We start from the raw sequence: 17,313 nt of genomic DNA on the forward strand, positions 1-17,313 counted from the left end.
CCAAACCTTGGTAATGGTTGAGCTTTTTTTAAAAATTTAGCAGTTGATTTTTTGTAAAGAAAATTGTAATTTCGTAGAAACCATCTCAATGTTAGAATATGAATGAGGAATTCTTACAATACGTATGGGCAAATTCTCTTTTTCGGGAATCCGTCTGTTTTTCTACCGGGAAAAAACAGATTCGCATTCTGCATGTCGGAACACAGAATCTCGATTCGGGACCTGATTTTTTTTGTGCCAGAATTGAAGTCGACGGTATTGTTTTGGTGGGAAACGTGGAGATACATCAAAGAGGAAGCGATTGGTATCATCACCGTCATCATGAAGATCCGGCTTATGACAATGTGATCCTTTCTATCGTAGAGGTTGCCGATAAAGACATATATAGCAGTAAAGGAATTAAAATAGAATCCGTTATTTTAGGATTTGATAAAGGGTTATGGGATGAATATGTTTATATGCGGGGCATACCGTTAATACCTCGTTGTCACCGGCATTTAAAGCACGTAGGTAGATACGGGAAAGAGATTATTCTTTCTGGATACGCCGTAGAGCGTTTGGAAAGGAAGTGTCATGAAATAAAAGAGATGTTGACCCGGAATCGGAACGATTGGGAAGAGTGTTTTTATCGTCTGTTGTTGAAATATTGGTCAGGAAACGTGAATGCCGATGCCTTTTCTTTGTTGGCCGAATATCTTCCTTACAAGAAAATTTTGCGTTGCGGAGACTCGCTGTTCAAGATTGAAGCTCTATTGTTCGGATCTTCCGGTTTTCTGGAGGAGGAGTTCGAATCGGACGAATACAGGAGTTCCTTACAACGGGAATACGAGTATCAGTCGGCGAAGTTTGAATTGGCACGGATGGAGATTTTTCAATGGAGGTTTATGCGTGTTCGTCCTATCAATTTTCCGTCGGTTCGTTTGGCTTTGCTTGCCGGAATGATGTATCGTTTTCAGTCTTTGTTTTCCGTTTTTTTGGAAATTCACTCGCTTCCGAAAGCCAAAGAACTATTTGATGCGAAGACTTCTGTTTATTGGAATACGCATTATCGTTTCAACGTTGTTTCTCCTTACAGGGTGAAAAAGATAGGAGAGGCCATGAAAGACGTTATTCTAATTAATGCGGTTATTCCTTTACTGTTCGTGTACGGTAAGGAAAGGGGAGAAGAGCATTATTGCGAAAAAGCGTTGAGGTGGTTGGATGGACTGAAGGCGGAAAAGAATCGTATAACCCGTCAATGGCAACGATACGGTCTGACGATTCAAACGGCCTTACAAAGTCAAGCTCTTTTACAAATTAGGAGGGAGTATTGCGAAAAACATCGTTGTCTTCAATGCAAAATAGCCCGCGAAGTGTTCAGGGGATTAAAAGAGACGGAATCAGTTTAATTCCTGTTTTAAAACATCCGGGATCTCGATCTCTCTTTTTTCCAAACTGATCAGCCAATCGTTTATCTCTTCAGGACGTAAGGTGTATAAAACTTCCCGAAAGAGGTCGATCTCTTCGTCTTTATAAGTATCAGACGGAACACCTCGGAATCGGTCCAACTCTTCATCGTCAAAATAATCGATTTTTTCGGTTATTTTTTTTAGTCCTTTCTCACATATAGCATGCGCTCCGCAGCATTCTACCGGAGGAGTGACCGGTTCTTTTTCCCGGACCTCGTTTTTTGTTTTTTGGAAGAATGTAAATAGGGCAACTATGATTAGCAGCCCTATTACACTCAGAATTATATAGATCATTTTTTTATTTCCCCAATTCTTTTTTCAACAACTTAACCTGATTGCTCAGTTTCTCTACCTCTTGGTTTTTTTGGGATAAAAGTTTTTTGTTTGCAGCCAATTGATTTTTTATACTTTTTACTTCCTTTTCCAACCGGGTTATTTCGCTATCTTTAAATTGAATGTTGGATTTAATCGTTTCGATCTCACTTTTTAATTTTCGGTTATCCCACTCCGAATTTGTTTTTAGATCGGCTAACTCTTTTTTTAATTGATCCCGTTCGCTCTTTACCGTTTTTATTTGGTTTTCCAAGGTTTCCAGTTGAACATTGCTGTTTTGTTCTTTGTATTTTACTTGATCCGAAACGTCTTTTAGTTCTGATTTCAATGCCGACTCTTTCGTTTCCAATACGCGAAGTTTAGCATATAAGGCGTCAATCTGTTTATCTTTTGCAGCGATATTGGCCGTTAACTGATATCGGATGGCATTGAAATCATTTTTCATTTTCACTATTTCGGCTTCCATTCTCTTTTTATCGTTTTGCAGATTTACGACCTCTCGATCGCTACTTCTTTTAGCTCTTGCCAACTCTTCGAATTTCTTTTTCGAGACGCAGGAAGAAAGAGACACGGTTATCATTAAAATGCCTGAAATGTAAAATAACGCTCTTCTCATATCGAAATGTTTAAGGGTTACAAATTATAATTTCTGTATTTTGAACGATTGATTCCTAATTGTTAACCATTAGGCTAAACCGAATTAGCCGTTGGTGAATCTTTCGCTCCGATTTTCATCATGGAGACAAAAGTAACGAAAATATTTGTGTATAACAAAAAAAGCGGCAGATGTTCATTCGGTTGAAAATAATCTTTTTCTGGTGAAGATTGTTTCCGTCATTTTCGGGGATAAAAGCTATTTTTATTTGTTGATATGTCTGAAATAAGATTTATATCATGTATATTTGCAAGGATGATTTATTGTTGAACATGTAGATTATTAGGTATGAATAAAAGGATATTCTTGTTGCTGGTGTTATTTTTCGGTGTGTTTTCTTTCGTTCAGGCTCAAGATGATGATGGAAAAATCAGAATAAAAGGAGTCGTTTTGGATGAGAAAACACGGGAACCGATCGCTTTTGCCAACTTGGGGGTATTGGGAACGGTGTTGGGGGTCGCCTCCGATATAGACGGACAATTTGAATTGATAATTCCGGAGAGATGTATTTCGCACGTACTGAAGGTTTCGGCCATCGGATACGGAAGTAAAGAGTGTAAAGTATATGATGTAAAGGATAAAGGAAAGGTTGAAATCCTTTTGCAACCTACGACTTACGGTATTAAAACAGTTGATGTGACAGCAGAATCCTTGGTGTTTAAAAAATTATTAGAGAGGGCTGTCGCCAATATCGGATTGAATTATATTCCGCGGGCCTATAATTACGAAGGATATTTCGAGTACGGAATCCGGGTAAACGACGGGGAGCGAAAATCAAAAGAGGCAATAGTAAAAATATACGATAAGAATGGATACGAGCGGAGTAATGTCGAAGAGAATTTTCTCGCGTTGAACTATAAATTTACTCAGGTTCGCCGGAGTGAGGAAGCCGTATCCGTGGCTGACGGAATGATCTATTTTGATGATATCATCTCTGCCGATATCGTTCGTAATACCCGGAACATATTGGATATTGAGAATTTGCGTGATTACACGTTAAAAAACAAAGGCATTATTTTATATGACGGAGATTCGGTTCAGGTGATCGGGTACGAATGTAAAAAACCTACTCTATCGAATGCCGGAGATGCTTCTGTAACGCAATACAGCGGGGAGATCTATATCCATATGAAAAATGCCGCCGTCCTCAAGAATGTGATGCACATTCGTTCTGCCGGATTCAATAGGATGGGACGCAATTTATTGCCGATCGAAGGAGACTCGAAATCCAATGTGGTAACGACTATCACCACGAATTATAAGAAAATCAGTTCCTATTACTTCCTTAGCGGTGTCAGTATGGTGTATTCCTATAATGAAGGCAAGGATGTAGTAAAAGGAGAATTACAATACCAGACGACCCGCGTCGGTATAAGTAATGTGGAGGCGATCGAAGGGCGTACGTATTACGAGGATATGAAAACAGATCACGATTTTTGGAATCGTTATACTATTTACTTGGAAGAAGAGGAATAATAACAGGTAGGATATAGTTCGGGAATATATCCTCCTTCGTTAAGCCGGCGGCGATCGTTTTGGGTCGTTACCTCTTTTGATCCGGAAAAAGCGGCGTCTTGTTTTTTTATTCCCTTAAAAGAGATGGAGGGCATGTAAAAGAATAATCGAGATAAAGAGCGGTGCGATGTATTTTAGAATAAACACCAACGGTTTAAAAAGACGTAATCTTAATTTCCCGTTATTCGTCAGCTCTGCTTCCAGCAGATGGCGGTCGAATTTCCAACCTGCATAAACAGATAACAAGATTCCGCCTAACGGGAGAAGTATATTGGAACTCACGAAATCGAATATTTCGAATAGGGTCAGACCTGCGATATGCAATTTACCTAAAGGGCCGAACGAGAGCGTACAGATTGCTCCGAAAAAGGTCACGATAAAAGTGGAGAGCATAGTGGCTTTTCGTCTTGTCATTTTCCTTTCTTCCACGAAAAAAGCGACGATTACCTCCAGTAAAGAGATGGAAGAGGTCAGGGCGGCCATCGTCAGAAGCAGGAAGAAGAGAATAGCCCAAAATTGTCCGAAGGCCATACTTTGAAATACTTGGGGCAAGGTTAAAAATACCAACCCCGGTCCGGAATCGGGACTTATATTGAAGGCGAATACGGCAGGAAATATGGCGATTCCGGCCAAAAGGGCAATGGCTGTATCTGCACAAATTACCTGAATGGAGATTGAAGTCAGATTTTCCGATTTGGGGATATAGGAAGCATAGGTGAGTAATACACCCATGCCGATGGAGAGAGAAAAGAATGCCTGCCCCAAAGCCGAAAGAACTCCTTGGGCGGATAATTCCGAAAATTTAGGAAGAAATAAAAACTTCAGGCCTTCGGAGGCTCCGTCCAAAGTACATGCCCGGATACAAAGAATAACAATGATGACAAAGAGTAACGGCATCATCATTTTCGTGTATCGTTCGATGCCTTTTTTTATACCGGCTAACACGATAAAGCCCGTTAATATCATAAAGATGATTTGCCAGATAACCGGCTTATAGGGATTGCTGATAAAATCGGAGAAGAGGGTGTTCAGTTCCGTGCCGGATAATCCGTTTAACGAATGGGTGAAGGATTTGACCACGTATTCCAGTGTCCAACCTGCGACCGTACCGTAAAAAGAGAGAATCATACAGGCTGCTAACAAAACGAGGATACCGAAATGTCGCCAGTGGGTTTTGCCGCCTAAAGTCATGAAGGTTCCGAAGGCGTTTCGTCCGGAATGCCGACCTATGGCGAATTCCGAGAGCATAACCGGCAATCCGATGGCAACGGTAAAAAATACATATACCAGCAGGAAGGCTCCTCCTCCGTTATTACCTGCTTCGTAAGGGAATTTCCAGATGTTTCCCAATCCCACGGCTGAACCCGCTAACGCGGCGATAGCTCCGAATTTGGAACCGAAACCGTCTCTCGTATTCGTATGCATTATTAAGATTTTAAAGGTTTTGCTACGAATTTACGAATTTTATGGAGAAACGTTCGGAGTTTGGTAAAAAAAACGAGTGCGTACTATCAGGGATTCGATACCCGATGCAAAGGTGTCGGGGTTGCTTTATGGACGTAAGATACTTTTTTTAATATGAAAAGAGGCGGAAAGATTTGTAAACACAGTAGGATTTTCATTTTTAACTTTCAACGGAAAAAGTTATCTTTGTGCGCAAATCAATAAGCTGTTCAAATGCAAGAAAAAATTTTAATACTGGATTTCGGTTCTCAATATACTCAATTGATTGCCAGAAGAGTAAGAGAGTTGAATGTCTATTGTGAGATTTATCCTTATAATCATTATCCGGTTCCGGATGCTTCTGTGAAAGGTGTTATTTTATCAGGCAGTCCCTTCTCGGTAAGGGACGAGAAGGCTCCTAAACCCGATTTGTCCGCTATTAAGGGTAAATTACCCTTGCTCGGCGTATGTTACGGGGCTCAATATTTGGCTCACTATTTCGGTGGGGAGGTAAAGGCTTCTAACAAGAGAGAGTACGGGAGGGCGAATTTGTCTTTCGTGGATAAAACTTGTCCTTTGTTTACGGGTATAAGCGACCATTCCCAGGTATGGATGTCTCACGGGGATACCATCGAATTTTTACCGGCCCATTATAAAGTAGTGGCAAGCACGCATGATGTGACTCATGCTGCCTATCGTGTCGAGGGGGAGACAACTTACGGCATACAATTTCACCCTGAAGTGTATCATAGTACCGAGGGAAAAGAGTTACTAAAGAATTTTGTCGTCGGTATATGCGGTTGTAAACAAGATTGGACGCCGGATTCCTTTATCGAGACAACGGTAGCCGATTTGAAGACTAAAATCGGGAATGACCGGGTGATCCTGGGCTTATCCGGAGGTGTTGACTCTACTGTTGCGGCCATGCTGCTGCACCGGGCGATCGGAAAAAATCTCACTTGCATTTTTGTGGATAACGGTTTATTGCGAAAGAATGAATTCTCTTCCGTGTTGGAAAATTATAAAGAATTGGGATTAAACGTCATTGGAGTGAATGCGGGGGATCTTTTTCTTTCCAGACTGGCGGGAGTGGAAGAACCGGAGAAAAAGCGCAAAATCATAGGAAGTACTTTTGTAGATGTATTTGATGCCGAATCCCGGAAAGTGGAGGATGCAAAATGGTTGGGGCAAGGAACTATTTATCCCGATGTGATCGAATCTTTATCGGTAAACGGTCCTTCGCAGACGATCAAATCTCATCATAACGTGGGAGGACTTCCCGAATATATGAAATTAAAGGTCGTAGAGCCTTTGCGGTTACTTTTTAAAGATGAAGTACGGAGAGTAGGTAAGAGTCTCGGATTGGCCGATAAGTTTCTGCAGCGTCATCCTTTCCCCGGTCCCGGTTTGGCAATTCGTATACTCGGAGAGATCACGAAAGAAAAAGTACGTCTCTTGCAAGAGGCGGATCATATCTATATTACCATGCTTCAGGAAGAGGGATTGTATCATCATGTATGGCAAGCCGGAACCATCCTTTTACCTATCAAGAGCGTGGGAGTCATGGGAGACGAACGTACTTACGAGAACGTAGTGGCTTTACGGGCGGTTGAGTCCACCGACGGTATGACAGCCGACTGGTGTCATCTTCCCTATGAGTTTTTAGCCAAGGTTTCCAATAAAATCATAAACAACGTACGGGGAATCAACCGGGTTGTCTATGATATCAGTTCAAAACCGCCAGCCACCATCGAATGGGAGTAAAATGCTCTTCATCCGGAAAAATGCTTGATCGGATAGGAACCAGTCATTTAACATCAAGTGACTGGTTTTTCTTTTGTACAATTCGGATCCTTTTAAAAAGAAGCTTTGTTTTTTCGTAAAGAGAGACGAAAGAAAATCGGTGCTAAAACGGAGAATAATCAGTCTCCGGAAACGGTAAAAGGGTAAATTTTTTATCTTTGTAACTTCTAAAAACGGGAGGTTACAAAAATATGAAGTCAAATAGCATCATAATAGAGAGATTAAAGGAGCGTTTAAGCGATAAGAGATTGAAAATAGTGATTATCCCGCATATTTCTCCGGACGGAGATGCCGTCGGTTCCTGTTCGGCTCTATGGCAGGTTTTTGATCGGTTAAGTATGCATTGTCATCTGATTACTTGTGATTACATACCGGATTATCTGAAATGGTTGAAGAGAATACCGGATGCTATTTCATTTCAAAATCGTCCACAAGAGTGCAGACGTTTGATTCGTCAGGCCGATCTGATCTTTATGATGGATCACAATACGATAAAGCGGGAGGGGGATCTGGAACCTTTGGTGAGAGAATTCAGGGGGGACAAGGTAATGATAGACCACCATCCGGAACCCGATGATGTGGATTACCGTATTTCGGATATTAGCGTTTCGTCTACTTGCGAATTATTGTATCAGGTTATCCTGAAGATTTGGGGAAGGGAGATGGTGGACCGGGATATGGCCAATGCCATTTACAGCGGGATTTCGACAGATACCGGAGGATTAAGTCATAACTCTTCCTGTCCGCAGACTTACCGGGTTATAGCGGACTTATTGGAACTTGGATTGGACAAGGGGTATGTCCACGAGCAGCTATACCAACGGAATACGTTATCCCGATTGCGTTTGACCGGAAATTGTCTGTTAAACAAGCTGACGATAGACGAAAAGTATCCTTTGGCCGTTATCCCGATCACCTTACAGGAATTGGAACTTTACGACTATAAGGACGGGGATCTGGAAGGTTTGGTAAACGTACCCCTTTCCATAGAACATATACGGGTATCCGTACAAATCACGGAGAGGAAAGAGAAGGTGAAACTCTCTTTCAGGTCGAAAGGAGATATACCCGTGAACCTTTGGGCAAAAGAGTATTTTAACGGGGGAGGACACCAGAATGCGGCCGGAGGCCAAATGCCATTGCCTTTGGAAGAGGTAACAAAAAAACTCAGGGATACAGCCGAATGGTTTTTTAAACAAATCAGCGATAAAATTTAATGCCATGCCTTTTTTAAGATTTCACGCCGTAGAGCAAAAGAGATTGGAGCGGGTAGGAGAGCAGTTGGTCTCGGAGATCGTCAAGACGTTAGGATGTCCAAGAGAAACGGTCGTACTGGAAGTGATGAATTCCTCTTTTGTCTCTGGAGCGGATAAGATTCAGCCTTACGCGTTCGTAGAGGTCCTCTATTTTGAACGTCCACCGGAACAACAGGATAAAATAGCTCAAATTCTATATGATTGTCTGAGGGAAGCGGGGTATGCGGATTCGGACGTGTACTTCTCCTGTTTGCAAAAATGTAACTATTACGAGAACGGAGTGAGGTTATAGCAACAAATTGTCGATAATTTTCTTAATTAAAAACTGCAATTTACAATTAAAATAATTAAGTTTGTGCATAGTATAAAATGCAACGACAATGACTGACCTGAAAGAATTAGTAACACTTTTGAGTGAATCGGAAAGAGGTTACACGAAAATTTTAAACCGGAGTTTTCTGAATGCCGGTTTTGATCTCAGCCGGGAACAATATGAACTTTTACAGGTGTTGTGGGAAGGAGATAACGTGAATCAGCAAACCATCTCTAAAAAACTTCATAAGGATAAGTACAACGTGACGAAATTGTTGAATACGCTTCAAAAAAGAGGTTACGTACAGAGGAAGATGGGAAAGGAGGACAGACGGAATAACTTCGTCGTGTTGACGGATAAAGGTATTGCGGCTGAAAAATCTTTACGTGCGATCGAAGAGCAGTTACATACGGATATTGCATTTACGATCTCTCCTCAGGAGATTAAATCGGGGATCTGGGTATTAAAAAAGATAACCGATAGGCTGGTTTAGATAAAAAGGATTGAGTGATTATAAGATTAGGTGATTCTGTGATTATATTTTAATTCCCCAATCACTAAATCATTAAATCGCAGAATTACAGAATCGTTAAATCTATTTATAAATCATAAATCATAAAAAATAAGTATGGGTATTTTTAAAGGATTAAAACCGGAAGCGGTTTGGAATTATTTCGAGGAAATATGTCAAGTCCCCAGACCTTCTAAAAAGGAAGGAAAAATTATAGCTTTTTTGTTGGAATTCGGACAAAAGAACGGTTTGGAAACTTTTCGTGACGAAGCCGGCAACGTGTTGATCCGTAAGCCGGCAACCATGGGAAAAGAGAATGTACCGACCGTCGTTTTGCAAGCTCATATGGATATGGTTTGCGAGAAAAATTCAGATACGGTACACGATTTCGATAAAGATCCGATTATCCCCTATATAGATGGAGAATGGGTAAAGGCAAAGGGAACTACTTTAGGAGCGGATGATGGAATCGGAGTGGCTGCCTGTATGGCAATTTTAACCTCCAAAGATATCCAGCACGGTCCGATCGAATGTTTGTTTACGGTGGATGAAGAGACCGGATTGACAGGAGCTTTCGCCTTAAAACCGGGATTCATCAGCGGAAATATATTGTTGAATCTGGATTCGGAGGATGAAGGTGAGTTATTTATCGGTTGCGCGGGTGGTATCGATACCGTTATTCATTTGGGATATGAAACGGAAAAACTTTCCTCAAACGCTTTCGCCGTTAACATACGGGTAAAAGGATTGCAAGGCGGTCATTCCGGAGACGATATCAATAAGGGCAGGGGAAATGCCATTAAGATATTGAATCGTTTCGTTTGGGATTTAAATGCCAAATACGGAGTGAGGGTCGCATCTTTGGAAGGGGGAAATCTTCGGAATGCGATCGCCCGTGAGGCGACAGCCGTGATTACCTTTGACGGAAACCAAAAAGAACAGATAAGGGCCGATTTTAATGTTTATGCGGCTGAAATGGAAAATGTATGGCATATTACCGAGCCGGGATTACAGTTGACGATGGAATCTACGGAACTTCCGGAGTGCGTTTTAAGCGCGAAGAGTAACGCCGATCTGTTGAACGCCCTCTATGCTTGTCCTCACGGAGTCTTTTCCATGAGTTATCGTATGCCAGGATTGGTGGAAACTTCAACCAATTTGGCAGCCGTTCGGTTCATTGAAAATAATACGATTCTTATCACGACTTCACAGAGAAGTGATTTGAATTCGGAGAAATACAACATCGCGAATATGGTAGAGGCTGTGTTCAAGATGGCCGGAGCTAAGGTGGAACACGGGGAGGGTTATCCGGGATGGACCCCCAATCCGGATTCTCCTATTCTGAAGGTGGCGGTAAATTCTTATAAGAAATTATTCGGGAAAGAACCTGTCGTACGTTCTATCCATGCCGGTTTGGAATGCGGCTTATTCCTGGAAAAATACCCGCGAATGGATATGGTTTCGTTCGGACCGACATTAAGGGGTGTACACTCTCCCGACGAGAAGATCAATATAAGGACTGTGGAAATGTGGTGGTCTCATTTGGTGGATATTTTACAGTCTGTCAAGTAATCCGATGACCGTTTATTCTCAGATTTACGATTGAGGTTAGATCGGATGTTTCCTACTCTTCAGCCGCGAATCTGAGTTTTATAAAATGAGTTCGTATACTAAATTTATAAAGCATTGGAAACTTCTAAGAAATTGGCTAAATACGACAGGCTTTACGAGCAAATCAAAACCTACGTCCGGTCGACGGAGGATATTTGGGCCCGTTTGGCAACCATGGAAGCCGTACTACATCATAAAATGCAACCGTTTTTCTGGACGGGTGTTTACGCCTTGGTAGACGGGGAGCTGATCGTGCGTTCTTACCAAGGACCTGTCGCTTGTCAAAAGTTAAAAGAGGGTGGAGTTTGCTGGAGTGCCATCCGTTCCGGGGAGACGGTTATCGTGGGTGATGTTAACCAATTTCCGGGACATATCGCGTGCAATGCCGCTTCTAAGAGTGAGATCGTTATTCCTATACGGGATCGGGAGGGAAAGATTTTCGCTTGTTTGGATGTGGATAGTGATCGGTACGATGCCTTTGACCGGGAGGACGAGGTCGGATTGAAAAAAATTCTTTCTCTTCTTTTTCAGTAAGATAAAGTAAAATGATCTCATTTATATAAAAAATAAGTTAAGTTATTTTTGATTTTTCTTAAGAGTATGCTATCTTAGTCTCAATAACTAAAGAATATTCATGTTAATACTAAAACCATAGGTATGAAAAAATTACTTTTATTTGTTTTATGCGGTCTGTTTATGGGAACCGTTTCTGCACAAGATGAAAATGGTAAATTGAAAAACGAAGGGAATGCAGCCCTGAGAGCGAAAAATTACAAGGAAGCGTTTGCGAAGTACGAACAATACCTTAAGGCTGTCGAATACAAGGATCCCGCTATCGTGTTCAATACGGCTTTCTGTGCGGATAAAATTAAAGACTACGCGGCAGCGGATAAATATTTTACGATGTCTATTCAAAATAAGTATAAATTGGCTTCTGCCTATCTTGGAAAAGCCAACGCTTTGCAAGATCAGAAAAAGATTCCGGAAATGTTGAAAACTCTGGAAGAGGGAATGAAAGCCAATCCCGGTCAGGCAGGTGCTAAATTGGAAAAAATGTATGCCGTTCATTATTTGAAAGAGGGGCAGAAATTCCAGAAAGAAAATAAAGTGGAACAAGCTGCCGAGTGTTACGCAAAGATTACCCAAATGGCCAATAAGGGAATGAAAACCAACGGTTATTTAAGTTTGGGAACTCTTTATTTCAATAACGGGGCGACCATTCTTCAGAAAGCACACGAGTATGCGACAACGGAAGTAGACCGATACAATGCCGAAAAAACAAAGGCTTTGAACAGCTTTAAGAAAGCTCAGGATTATTTGGTGCAGGCATCCAGTCTCTCACCGGAAAATCCGGAAGTAAAAGAGGCAATGAAGGCCGTGAAAGAGGCAATGGCTCCGTTGACCAAATAAATGGAATAAGTTATAAGGAAAAGGATGAACTCCAAGTTCATCCTTTTTTTATTGCAGTAACGGAAAGGCAGGTCAGAATGTTAATAGTTATATTTTTGTAAAATAGTATCGATTAATGGATTATCTGCTTCCTTTTATAACTTTTTTTAGTGATTTTTCGTAACATTACCTGTTCTTTGAAATCAAAAAAAAATACTCTTTAACAATAAAACTTTGAGCTATTCTCTATTTTTGTCGACATAATAAGGAACAGTTATATTAAAGTCTTTGTGCTATGGGAGTTAAAAAGACACCCAAGGAACTGAACCGAATGAAGGACAATAAAATTATTTGATCATGACCAAGCAACCGGATTCTATATTCTTTTCAAAATTGATGAATAGCGCTAATATGGGATGGTGGAAAGCGGATTTGGAGAGCGAAAATTATACTTGCTCTGAATATATTTCTGTTTTATTGGGGTTAGGAGAAGACGGCAATATCAGTTTTGAGGATTTTAATAAACGAATTGTAAACGAAGAGCAACAGCCTACAACCGTTCACTCTTTGGGTATCCAGCAAATACCTGAAGCCGTTTATCTGCTTAAAAGCGTTAAAGGAAATGTTTGGATCCGAAGCAAGGTGTGTTTTCAAGAAACGGATAAGAACGGGAAAACGATGATTTACGGTATTGCCGAAATTCAAGATGGCCCGGATATGGTGTCAGCTTATCAGGTATTACAACATAAAGAGCGTATCCTGTATAATATTTATAAGAATTTGCCGGTCGGCATTGAGTTATACGATAAGGATGGGGTACTGATAGATCTGAATGATAAAGAGTTGGATATGTTCGGTCTGTCCCGCAAGGAGGATGCTTTGGGGATCAATATCTTCGATAATCCTATTTTTCCCGAAGAGATGAAGGAGAAGTTACGGAGAAATGAAGATGCGGATTTTACCTTCCGTTATGATTTTTCAAAAATAGGAACCTATTATAATTCGTTAAGGAAAGAAGGGACCATCGACCTGATGACGAAAGTCACGACTTTATATGATGAAAACCGGAACCCGATCAACTATATTTTAATTAATGCGGACAGGACGGAAACCACTATCGCTTATAATAAGCTTCACGAGTTTGAAAATCTTTTCGAATTAGTGGGGGACTATTCAAAAGTCGGCTATGCCTATTATAATTTACTTACGAAAAAAGGGGATGCTCCTAAAAGCTGGTACCGGAATATCGGAGAAAAAAACGGGACGCCTTTAAGTGAAATCGTGGGAATATACAGCCATGTTCATTCGGAGGACCGGGCTTTTATGATCGAATTTATAAATAAAGCCGGAAAAGGTATCGCTCAGGAATTCAGTCGTGAAGTACGGGTATTTCGGGAAGATGGAAGTTACACGTGGACTTATGTTAATCTTTTGCTGAAGAATTATGCTCCGGAGTGCGGCATTATCGAACTAATATCCATTAATTACGATATTACCGAACTGAAGAAAACGGAAGAGATGCTTACCAAAGCGAGGGATAAGGCCGAAGAATCCGATCGGATGAAGTCTGCCTTCCTTGCCACGATAAGTCATGAGATCCGGACACCTTTGAACGCTATTGTAGGGTTTTCCGGCTTACTCTCCTACACGGAGGATGAAGCCGAAAAAGAGCAATACAATGCATTGATTCGCCATAATAACAATCTATTACTCGGTATCATAGATGATATTATCGATTTTTCCAAGATAGAAGCCGGTAACATGGAACTTTATCCCAATTGGTTCGACCTGTCGAGCCTGATTCAAGAGTGCATGACGGAGTACGAGGAGAATGTGCCGACTGATGTGAAACTCTTATCCCGGTATCCCGAACGTAATTATCTGATAGAGCTCGATCAAATGCGTATCAAACAGATTTTGAACAATCTTGTCTCCAACGCATTGAAAAATACACTGCGTGGGCATATCGCAATCGCTTACGAGGTTACCGATCGCGGCGTAATACTAAGTGTCAGCGATACGGGAAGAGGTATTCCTCGGGATAAAATAGACAAAATATTCGAACGTTTTGAAAAGGTAGACCCGTTTGTACCGGGTGTAGGATTGGGACTAACCATATGCAAATCCATCGTTGAAAAGATGAATGGACATATTTCGGTAGATACGCAGGAGGGAGTAGGCAGTACGTTTAAGGTCGAATTACCTTGTCAGATTCTTTTGGCTTAGTAAAAAAAGGAAATCACGGTAGATTTCTCCTCTGAAAAATAAGGATTGTTCGGTATTTGGAACGGGATATGGTAAAAATTTAATGAATCGTAATTAGACGGCAGGAACCCGGATCAGTTTTATATTGAGAAAGGAGAAAAAGATATCTATTTTTTCTTTTCCGGATAGTAGCGGGAAATTACTTCCGAAGCTTTCGAGTAACCTAAGTGTTGTGATACTTCCAGATCCTGTAAAGCCTCGTTGTAATTATCTACCCGCAGTTTGGAAATGGCACGGTAATAATATGCTTTGGCATTGGAAGGATCTATTTGGATAGATCGGGAGTAGTTTTCGATGGCGTCGCTTAACCGATCTTTTTGATGATAGATAACGCCTTTGTTAAAATAAATGGCACTCGATTGCAATCCCAGGGAGAGAGCTTTATCATAATCGACAAGAGCCCCGTCCAGGTCTTTCATTTTAAAGCGGACAATTCCCCGGTAATGGTATGCGTTTGCGAGATCGGGTTTTAAATTAATCGCTTGGCTGTAATCACGGATGGCTTCTGTGCCTTTTCCGAGGTTCTCGTGTATAATTCCCCGGTTATAGAATGCAAGAGCATTCGTGGGATCATTGGCAATCACGTAATTCATATCTTCCAACGCTTTCCCGGGCTGTTTCAGGTTAGCCTGAACAATGGCCCTGTTGTAATAAGCCGGCAAAAAATCGGGCGCAAGCGATATAGCGTTGTTAAATTCCTCCAATGCTTTTTCGTATAGATTACGGTTGATGTAATCCATGCCCCGTTTGTTATTTTCCTGCGCCTGATAACGATCACAGGATACAAAACATAATACGAGAATAACCCAAAGCGTATATCGCATATCCGTCTTTTTAATATTCACTTCAAAGTTAATGATTTGATACGGAAAAATAAATATTTCATCGGCTTTTATTCGAATAGAGGCGTTTTAAAAGGTCCGGACGACGTATTTTATTCAAGAGATTAGCGATCTCGTTCCGAAATTCTTTTTTATACCAGAAGAAAAAAATATTCTGTTGTTTCTTCTCTTTTTCACTCTTGGCAGATTTAATTTCACGCGTGGAATAGGGATGAATTCCGGAATAGTAGATATCCGTGGCCAATGTCATGGGTGTCGGCGTAAAGTCTTGAACCTGTTCTAAGTGAAAATTCAATTCCTTAGTCAAGATGGCTAATTCCGCCATGTCTTCCAGCCTGCAGCCCGGGTGGGATGAGATGAAATAAGGAATTAGCTGCTGGTTGAGATGTTCTCGCTTATTTATGGCGTTGAAACGATGGGTAAGTTCTCGAAAAAGCTGAAACGAAGGTTTCCGCATCAAATGCAGGACTTGATCGGAGGAGTGTTCCGGAGCCACCTTTAACCTTCCGGAAACATGATACTTGATGACGGTTTCAAGATAATCTCGATTTACGTTGTCCACCTCCTTATTGCCCGTGCGATGCATTGCTAAGTCGTAACGAATACCGGAACCGATGAAAGCGTGTTTCACGCGGGGGTGCTTTCGGACATGACCGTACAACTCCAACAAGGAGGAGTGGTCGGTATCGAGGTTTTTACATACGATAGGAAAAAGACAGGAGGGGCGTTTACAACGTTCGCAAAGATCCTTATCTTTTCCTCTCATCGCGTACATGTTAGCCGAAGGACCTCCCATATCTGAAATAGTTCCTTTAAAGTCCGGCATCTCGCATATTCGCTCGACTTCCCGCAGGATAGAGGTTTTCGAACGGGAAGATATGAATTTGCCCTGATGGGCGGAAATCGTGCAAAAAGCACATCCCCCGAAACATCCCCTGTGCATGGTTATGGAGTGCCGTATCATATTATAAGCACTGATCTCTTTGCCTTTGTATTTCGGATGGGGCAAACGGGTAAACGGCAAATCGTATATCGCATCGAGTTCATCCGTGGTCAATGGAGGATAAGGAGGATTGACGATCACTTGTTGTTCTCCGACAGGCTGTATCAGTCGTGCCGCATGGATACTATTGGATTCTTCCTCGATGTGGCGGAAATTTACGGCAAATAATCGTTTGCTTTGCAAACACTCTTCGTGAGAGTGCAACGTGATACTCTCCCATTTTTTGTTTGTAGCGTATTTTTCATTTTTCCCCCGGATAACCGCAGTCTGTGGAATATTGGTAAGATTGGCAAAAGGAACTCCCCGGCGTAACATCCGACAAATTTCCATCATCGGTTTTTCGCCCATACCGTATACGAGCATATCCGCATGACTCTCCCAAAGGATAGGGGGCTTTAGCATGTCTTTCCAATAATCGTAATGAGTGAAACGGCGTAGAGAGGCTTCTATTCCCCCGATAATAACAGGAGTATCGGGGTACAACTCTTTCAGAATCCGGGTGTAGACGATAGTCGGCATGTCGGGACGGGCTCCGCTGTGTCCTCCGGGGGTATAGGCATCGTCAGAGCGTTTTCTACGGGCTGCCGTGTAATGGTTAACCATGGAATCCATGCTTCCGGGACTGATCCCGAAAAAAAGATCGGGTTTTCCCAATTTTTTAAAATCTCTTAAATCGTCTTGCCAATTGGGTTGCGGAACGATAGCCACGTTTAAACCCATGGATTCAAGTACCCTTCCGATAACGGCAGCACCGAATGAGGGGTGATCCACATAGGCATCTCCGGAGAAAAGAATGACATCAATACTTTTCCATCCCCGTTGTTCTACTTCCTTTCGGGTCGTTGGCAACCACCTGAATTCTCTTTCCATTCCCATGTTTTTTATATAATTGTGCAAAGATATGAAAGATAATTCCTATTTTACTA

General features: G+C 41.6%; 15 protein-coding genes. 10 read left to right on the forward strand and 5 right to left on the reverse strand.

Annotated features, from left to right (window positions below; translation table 11 throughout):
- Positions 1 to 98 precede the first annotated feature (98 nt).
- Complete coding sequence (locus tag DMB45_RS02295; RefSeq protein WP_041503678.1) at positions 99 to 1,388, forward strand: DUF2851 family protein; 1,290 nt, start codon at positions 99 to 101, stop codon at positions 1,386 to 1,388.
- Here the strand turns inward: DMB45_RS02295 and DMB45_RS02300 are convergent.
- On the reverse strand, positions 1,380 to 1,742 hold the full coding sequence (locus tag DMB45_RS02300; RefSeq protein ID WP_041503677.1) for a hypothetical protein: 363 nt from the start codon (positions 1,740 to 1,742) through the stop codon (positions 1,380 to 1,382). The genes DMB45_RS02295 and DMB45_RS02300 overlap by 9 nt on opposite strands.
- Before the next feature lie 4 nt (positions 1,743 to 1,746).
- The gene (locus tag DMB45_RS02305; protein ID WP_041503676.1) at positions 1,747 to 2,397 is read right to left on the reverse strand and encodes a hypothetical protein; all 651 of its coding nucleotides are present in this window, start codon (positions 2,395 to 2,397) and stop codon (positions 1,747 to 1,749) included.
- Between the two features lie 327 nt (positions 2,398 to 2,724).
- On the opposite strand from DMB45_RS02305, the gene DMB45_RS02310 reads away from it, so the two are divergent.
- The gene (locus tag DMB45_RS02310; protein WP_041503675.1) at positions 2,725 to 3,912 is read left to right on the forward strand and encodes a carboxypeptidase-like regulatory domain-containing protein; all 1,188 of its coding nucleotides are present in this window, start codon (positions 2,725 to 2,727) and stop codon (positions 3,910 to 3,912) included.
- 114 nt (positions 3,913 to 4,026) lie between these two features.
- On the opposite strand, the gene DMB45_RS02315 is transcribed toward DMB45_RS02310, so the two are convergent.
- Positions 4,027 to 5,376 (reverse strand): sodium-dependent transporter, encoded by a 1,350-nt coding sequence (locus DMB45_RS02315; protein ID WP_041503674.1) that lies wholly within the window; start codon positions 5,374 to 5,376, stop codon positions 4,027 to 4,029.
- Between the two features lie 252 nt (positions 5,377 to 5,628).
- On the opposite strand from DMB45_RS02315, the gene guaA reads away from it, so the two are divergent.
- From guaA to DMB45_RS02355, 8 genes are all read left to right on the forward strand, one after another.
- A complete protein-coding gene (guaA, locus tag DMB45_RS02320; protein ID WP_041503672.1) occupies positions 5,629 to 7,158 on the forward strand; it encodes a glutamine-hydrolyzing GMP synthase in 1,530 nt (509 codons plus the stop codon).
- A 230-nt stretch (positions 7,159 to 7,388) separates the two neighbouring features.
- Positions 7,389 to 8,414, forward strand: a complete 1,026-nt coding sequence (locus DMB45_RS02325; RefSeq protein WP_041504909.1) for a DHH family phosphoesterase — start codon at positions 7,389 to 7,391, stop codon at positions 8,412 to 8,414.
- A 4-nt stretch (positions 8,415 to 8,418) separates the two neighbouring features.
- A complete protein-coding gene (locus tag DMB45_RS02330) occupies positions 8,419 to 8,745 on the forward strand; it encodes a DUF1904 family protein (RefSeq protein ID WP_041503670.1) in 327 nt (108 codons plus the stop codon).
- A gap of 88 nt (positions 8,746 to 8,833) precedes the next feature.
- Positions 8,834 to 9,259 carry a MarR family winged helix-turn-helix transcriptional regulator gene (locus DMB45_RS02335; protein WP_041503669.1) on the forward strand — a complete coding sequence of 142 codons (426 nt, stop codon included), beginning with the start codon at positions 8,834 to 8,836 and terminating at the stop codon, positions 9,257 to 9,259.
- A gap of 135 nt (positions 9,260 to 9,394) precedes the next feature.
- Positions 9,395 to 10,849 carry an aminoacyl-histidine dipeptidase gene (locus tag DMB45_RS02340; protein ID WP_041504908.1) on the forward strand — a complete coding sequence of 485 codons (1,455 nt, stop codon included), beginning with the start codon at positions 9,395 to 9,397 and terminating at the stop codon, positions 10,847 to 10,849.
- Positions 10,850 to 10,963: 114 nt separating this feature from the next.
- A complete protein-coding gene (locus DMB45_RS02345; RefSeq protein ID WP_041503667.1) occupies positions 10,964 to 11,422 on the forward strand; it encodes a GAF domain-containing protein in 459 nt (152 codons plus the stop codon).
- A 123-nt stretch (positions 11,423 to 11,545) separates the two neighbouring features.
- A complete protein-coding gene (locus tag DMB45_RS02350; protein ID WP_041503666.1) occupies positions 11,546 to 12,298 on the forward strand; it encodes a tetratricopeptide repeat protein in 753 nt (250 codons plus the stop codon).
- A gap of 336 nt (positions 12,299 to 12,634) precedes the next feature.
- Complete coding sequence (locus DMB45_RS02355; RefSeq protein ID WP_110688393.1) at positions 12,635 to 14,503, forward strand: PAS domain-containing sensor histidine kinase; 1,869 nt, start codon at positions 12,635 to 12,637, stop codon at positions 14,501 to 14,503.
- A 146-nt stretch (positions 14,504 to 14,649) separates the two neighbouring features.
- Here the strand turns inward: DMB45_RS02355 and DMB45_RS02360 are convergent, their stop codons facing one another.
- Both DMB45_RS02360 and DMB45_RS02365 read right to left on the reverse strand, forming a co-directional pair.
- Positions 14,650 to 15,366 (reverse strand): tetratricopeptide repeat protein, encoded by a 717-nt coding sequence (locus tag DMB45_RS02360; RefSeq protein ID WP_041503664.1) that lies wholly within the window; start codon positions 15,364 to 15,366, stop codon positions 14,650 to 14,652.
- A 58-nt stretch (positions 15,367 to 15,424) separates the two neighbouring features.
- Positions 15,425 to 17,257, reverse strand: a complete 1,833-nt coding sequence (locus tag DMB45_RS02365; protein ID WP_237143269.1) for a YgiQ family radical SAM protein — start codon at positions 17,255 to 17,257, stop codon at positions 15,425 to 15,427.
- Positions 17,258 to 17,313 lie beyond the last annotated feature (56 nt).

Source organism: Sanguibacteroides justesenii (assembly GCF_003204205.1).
In the GTDB taxonomy this organism is placed as follows: domain Bacteria; phylum Bacteroidota; class Bacteroidia; order Bacteroidales; family Marinifilaceae; genus Gabonibacter; species Gabonibacter massiliensis.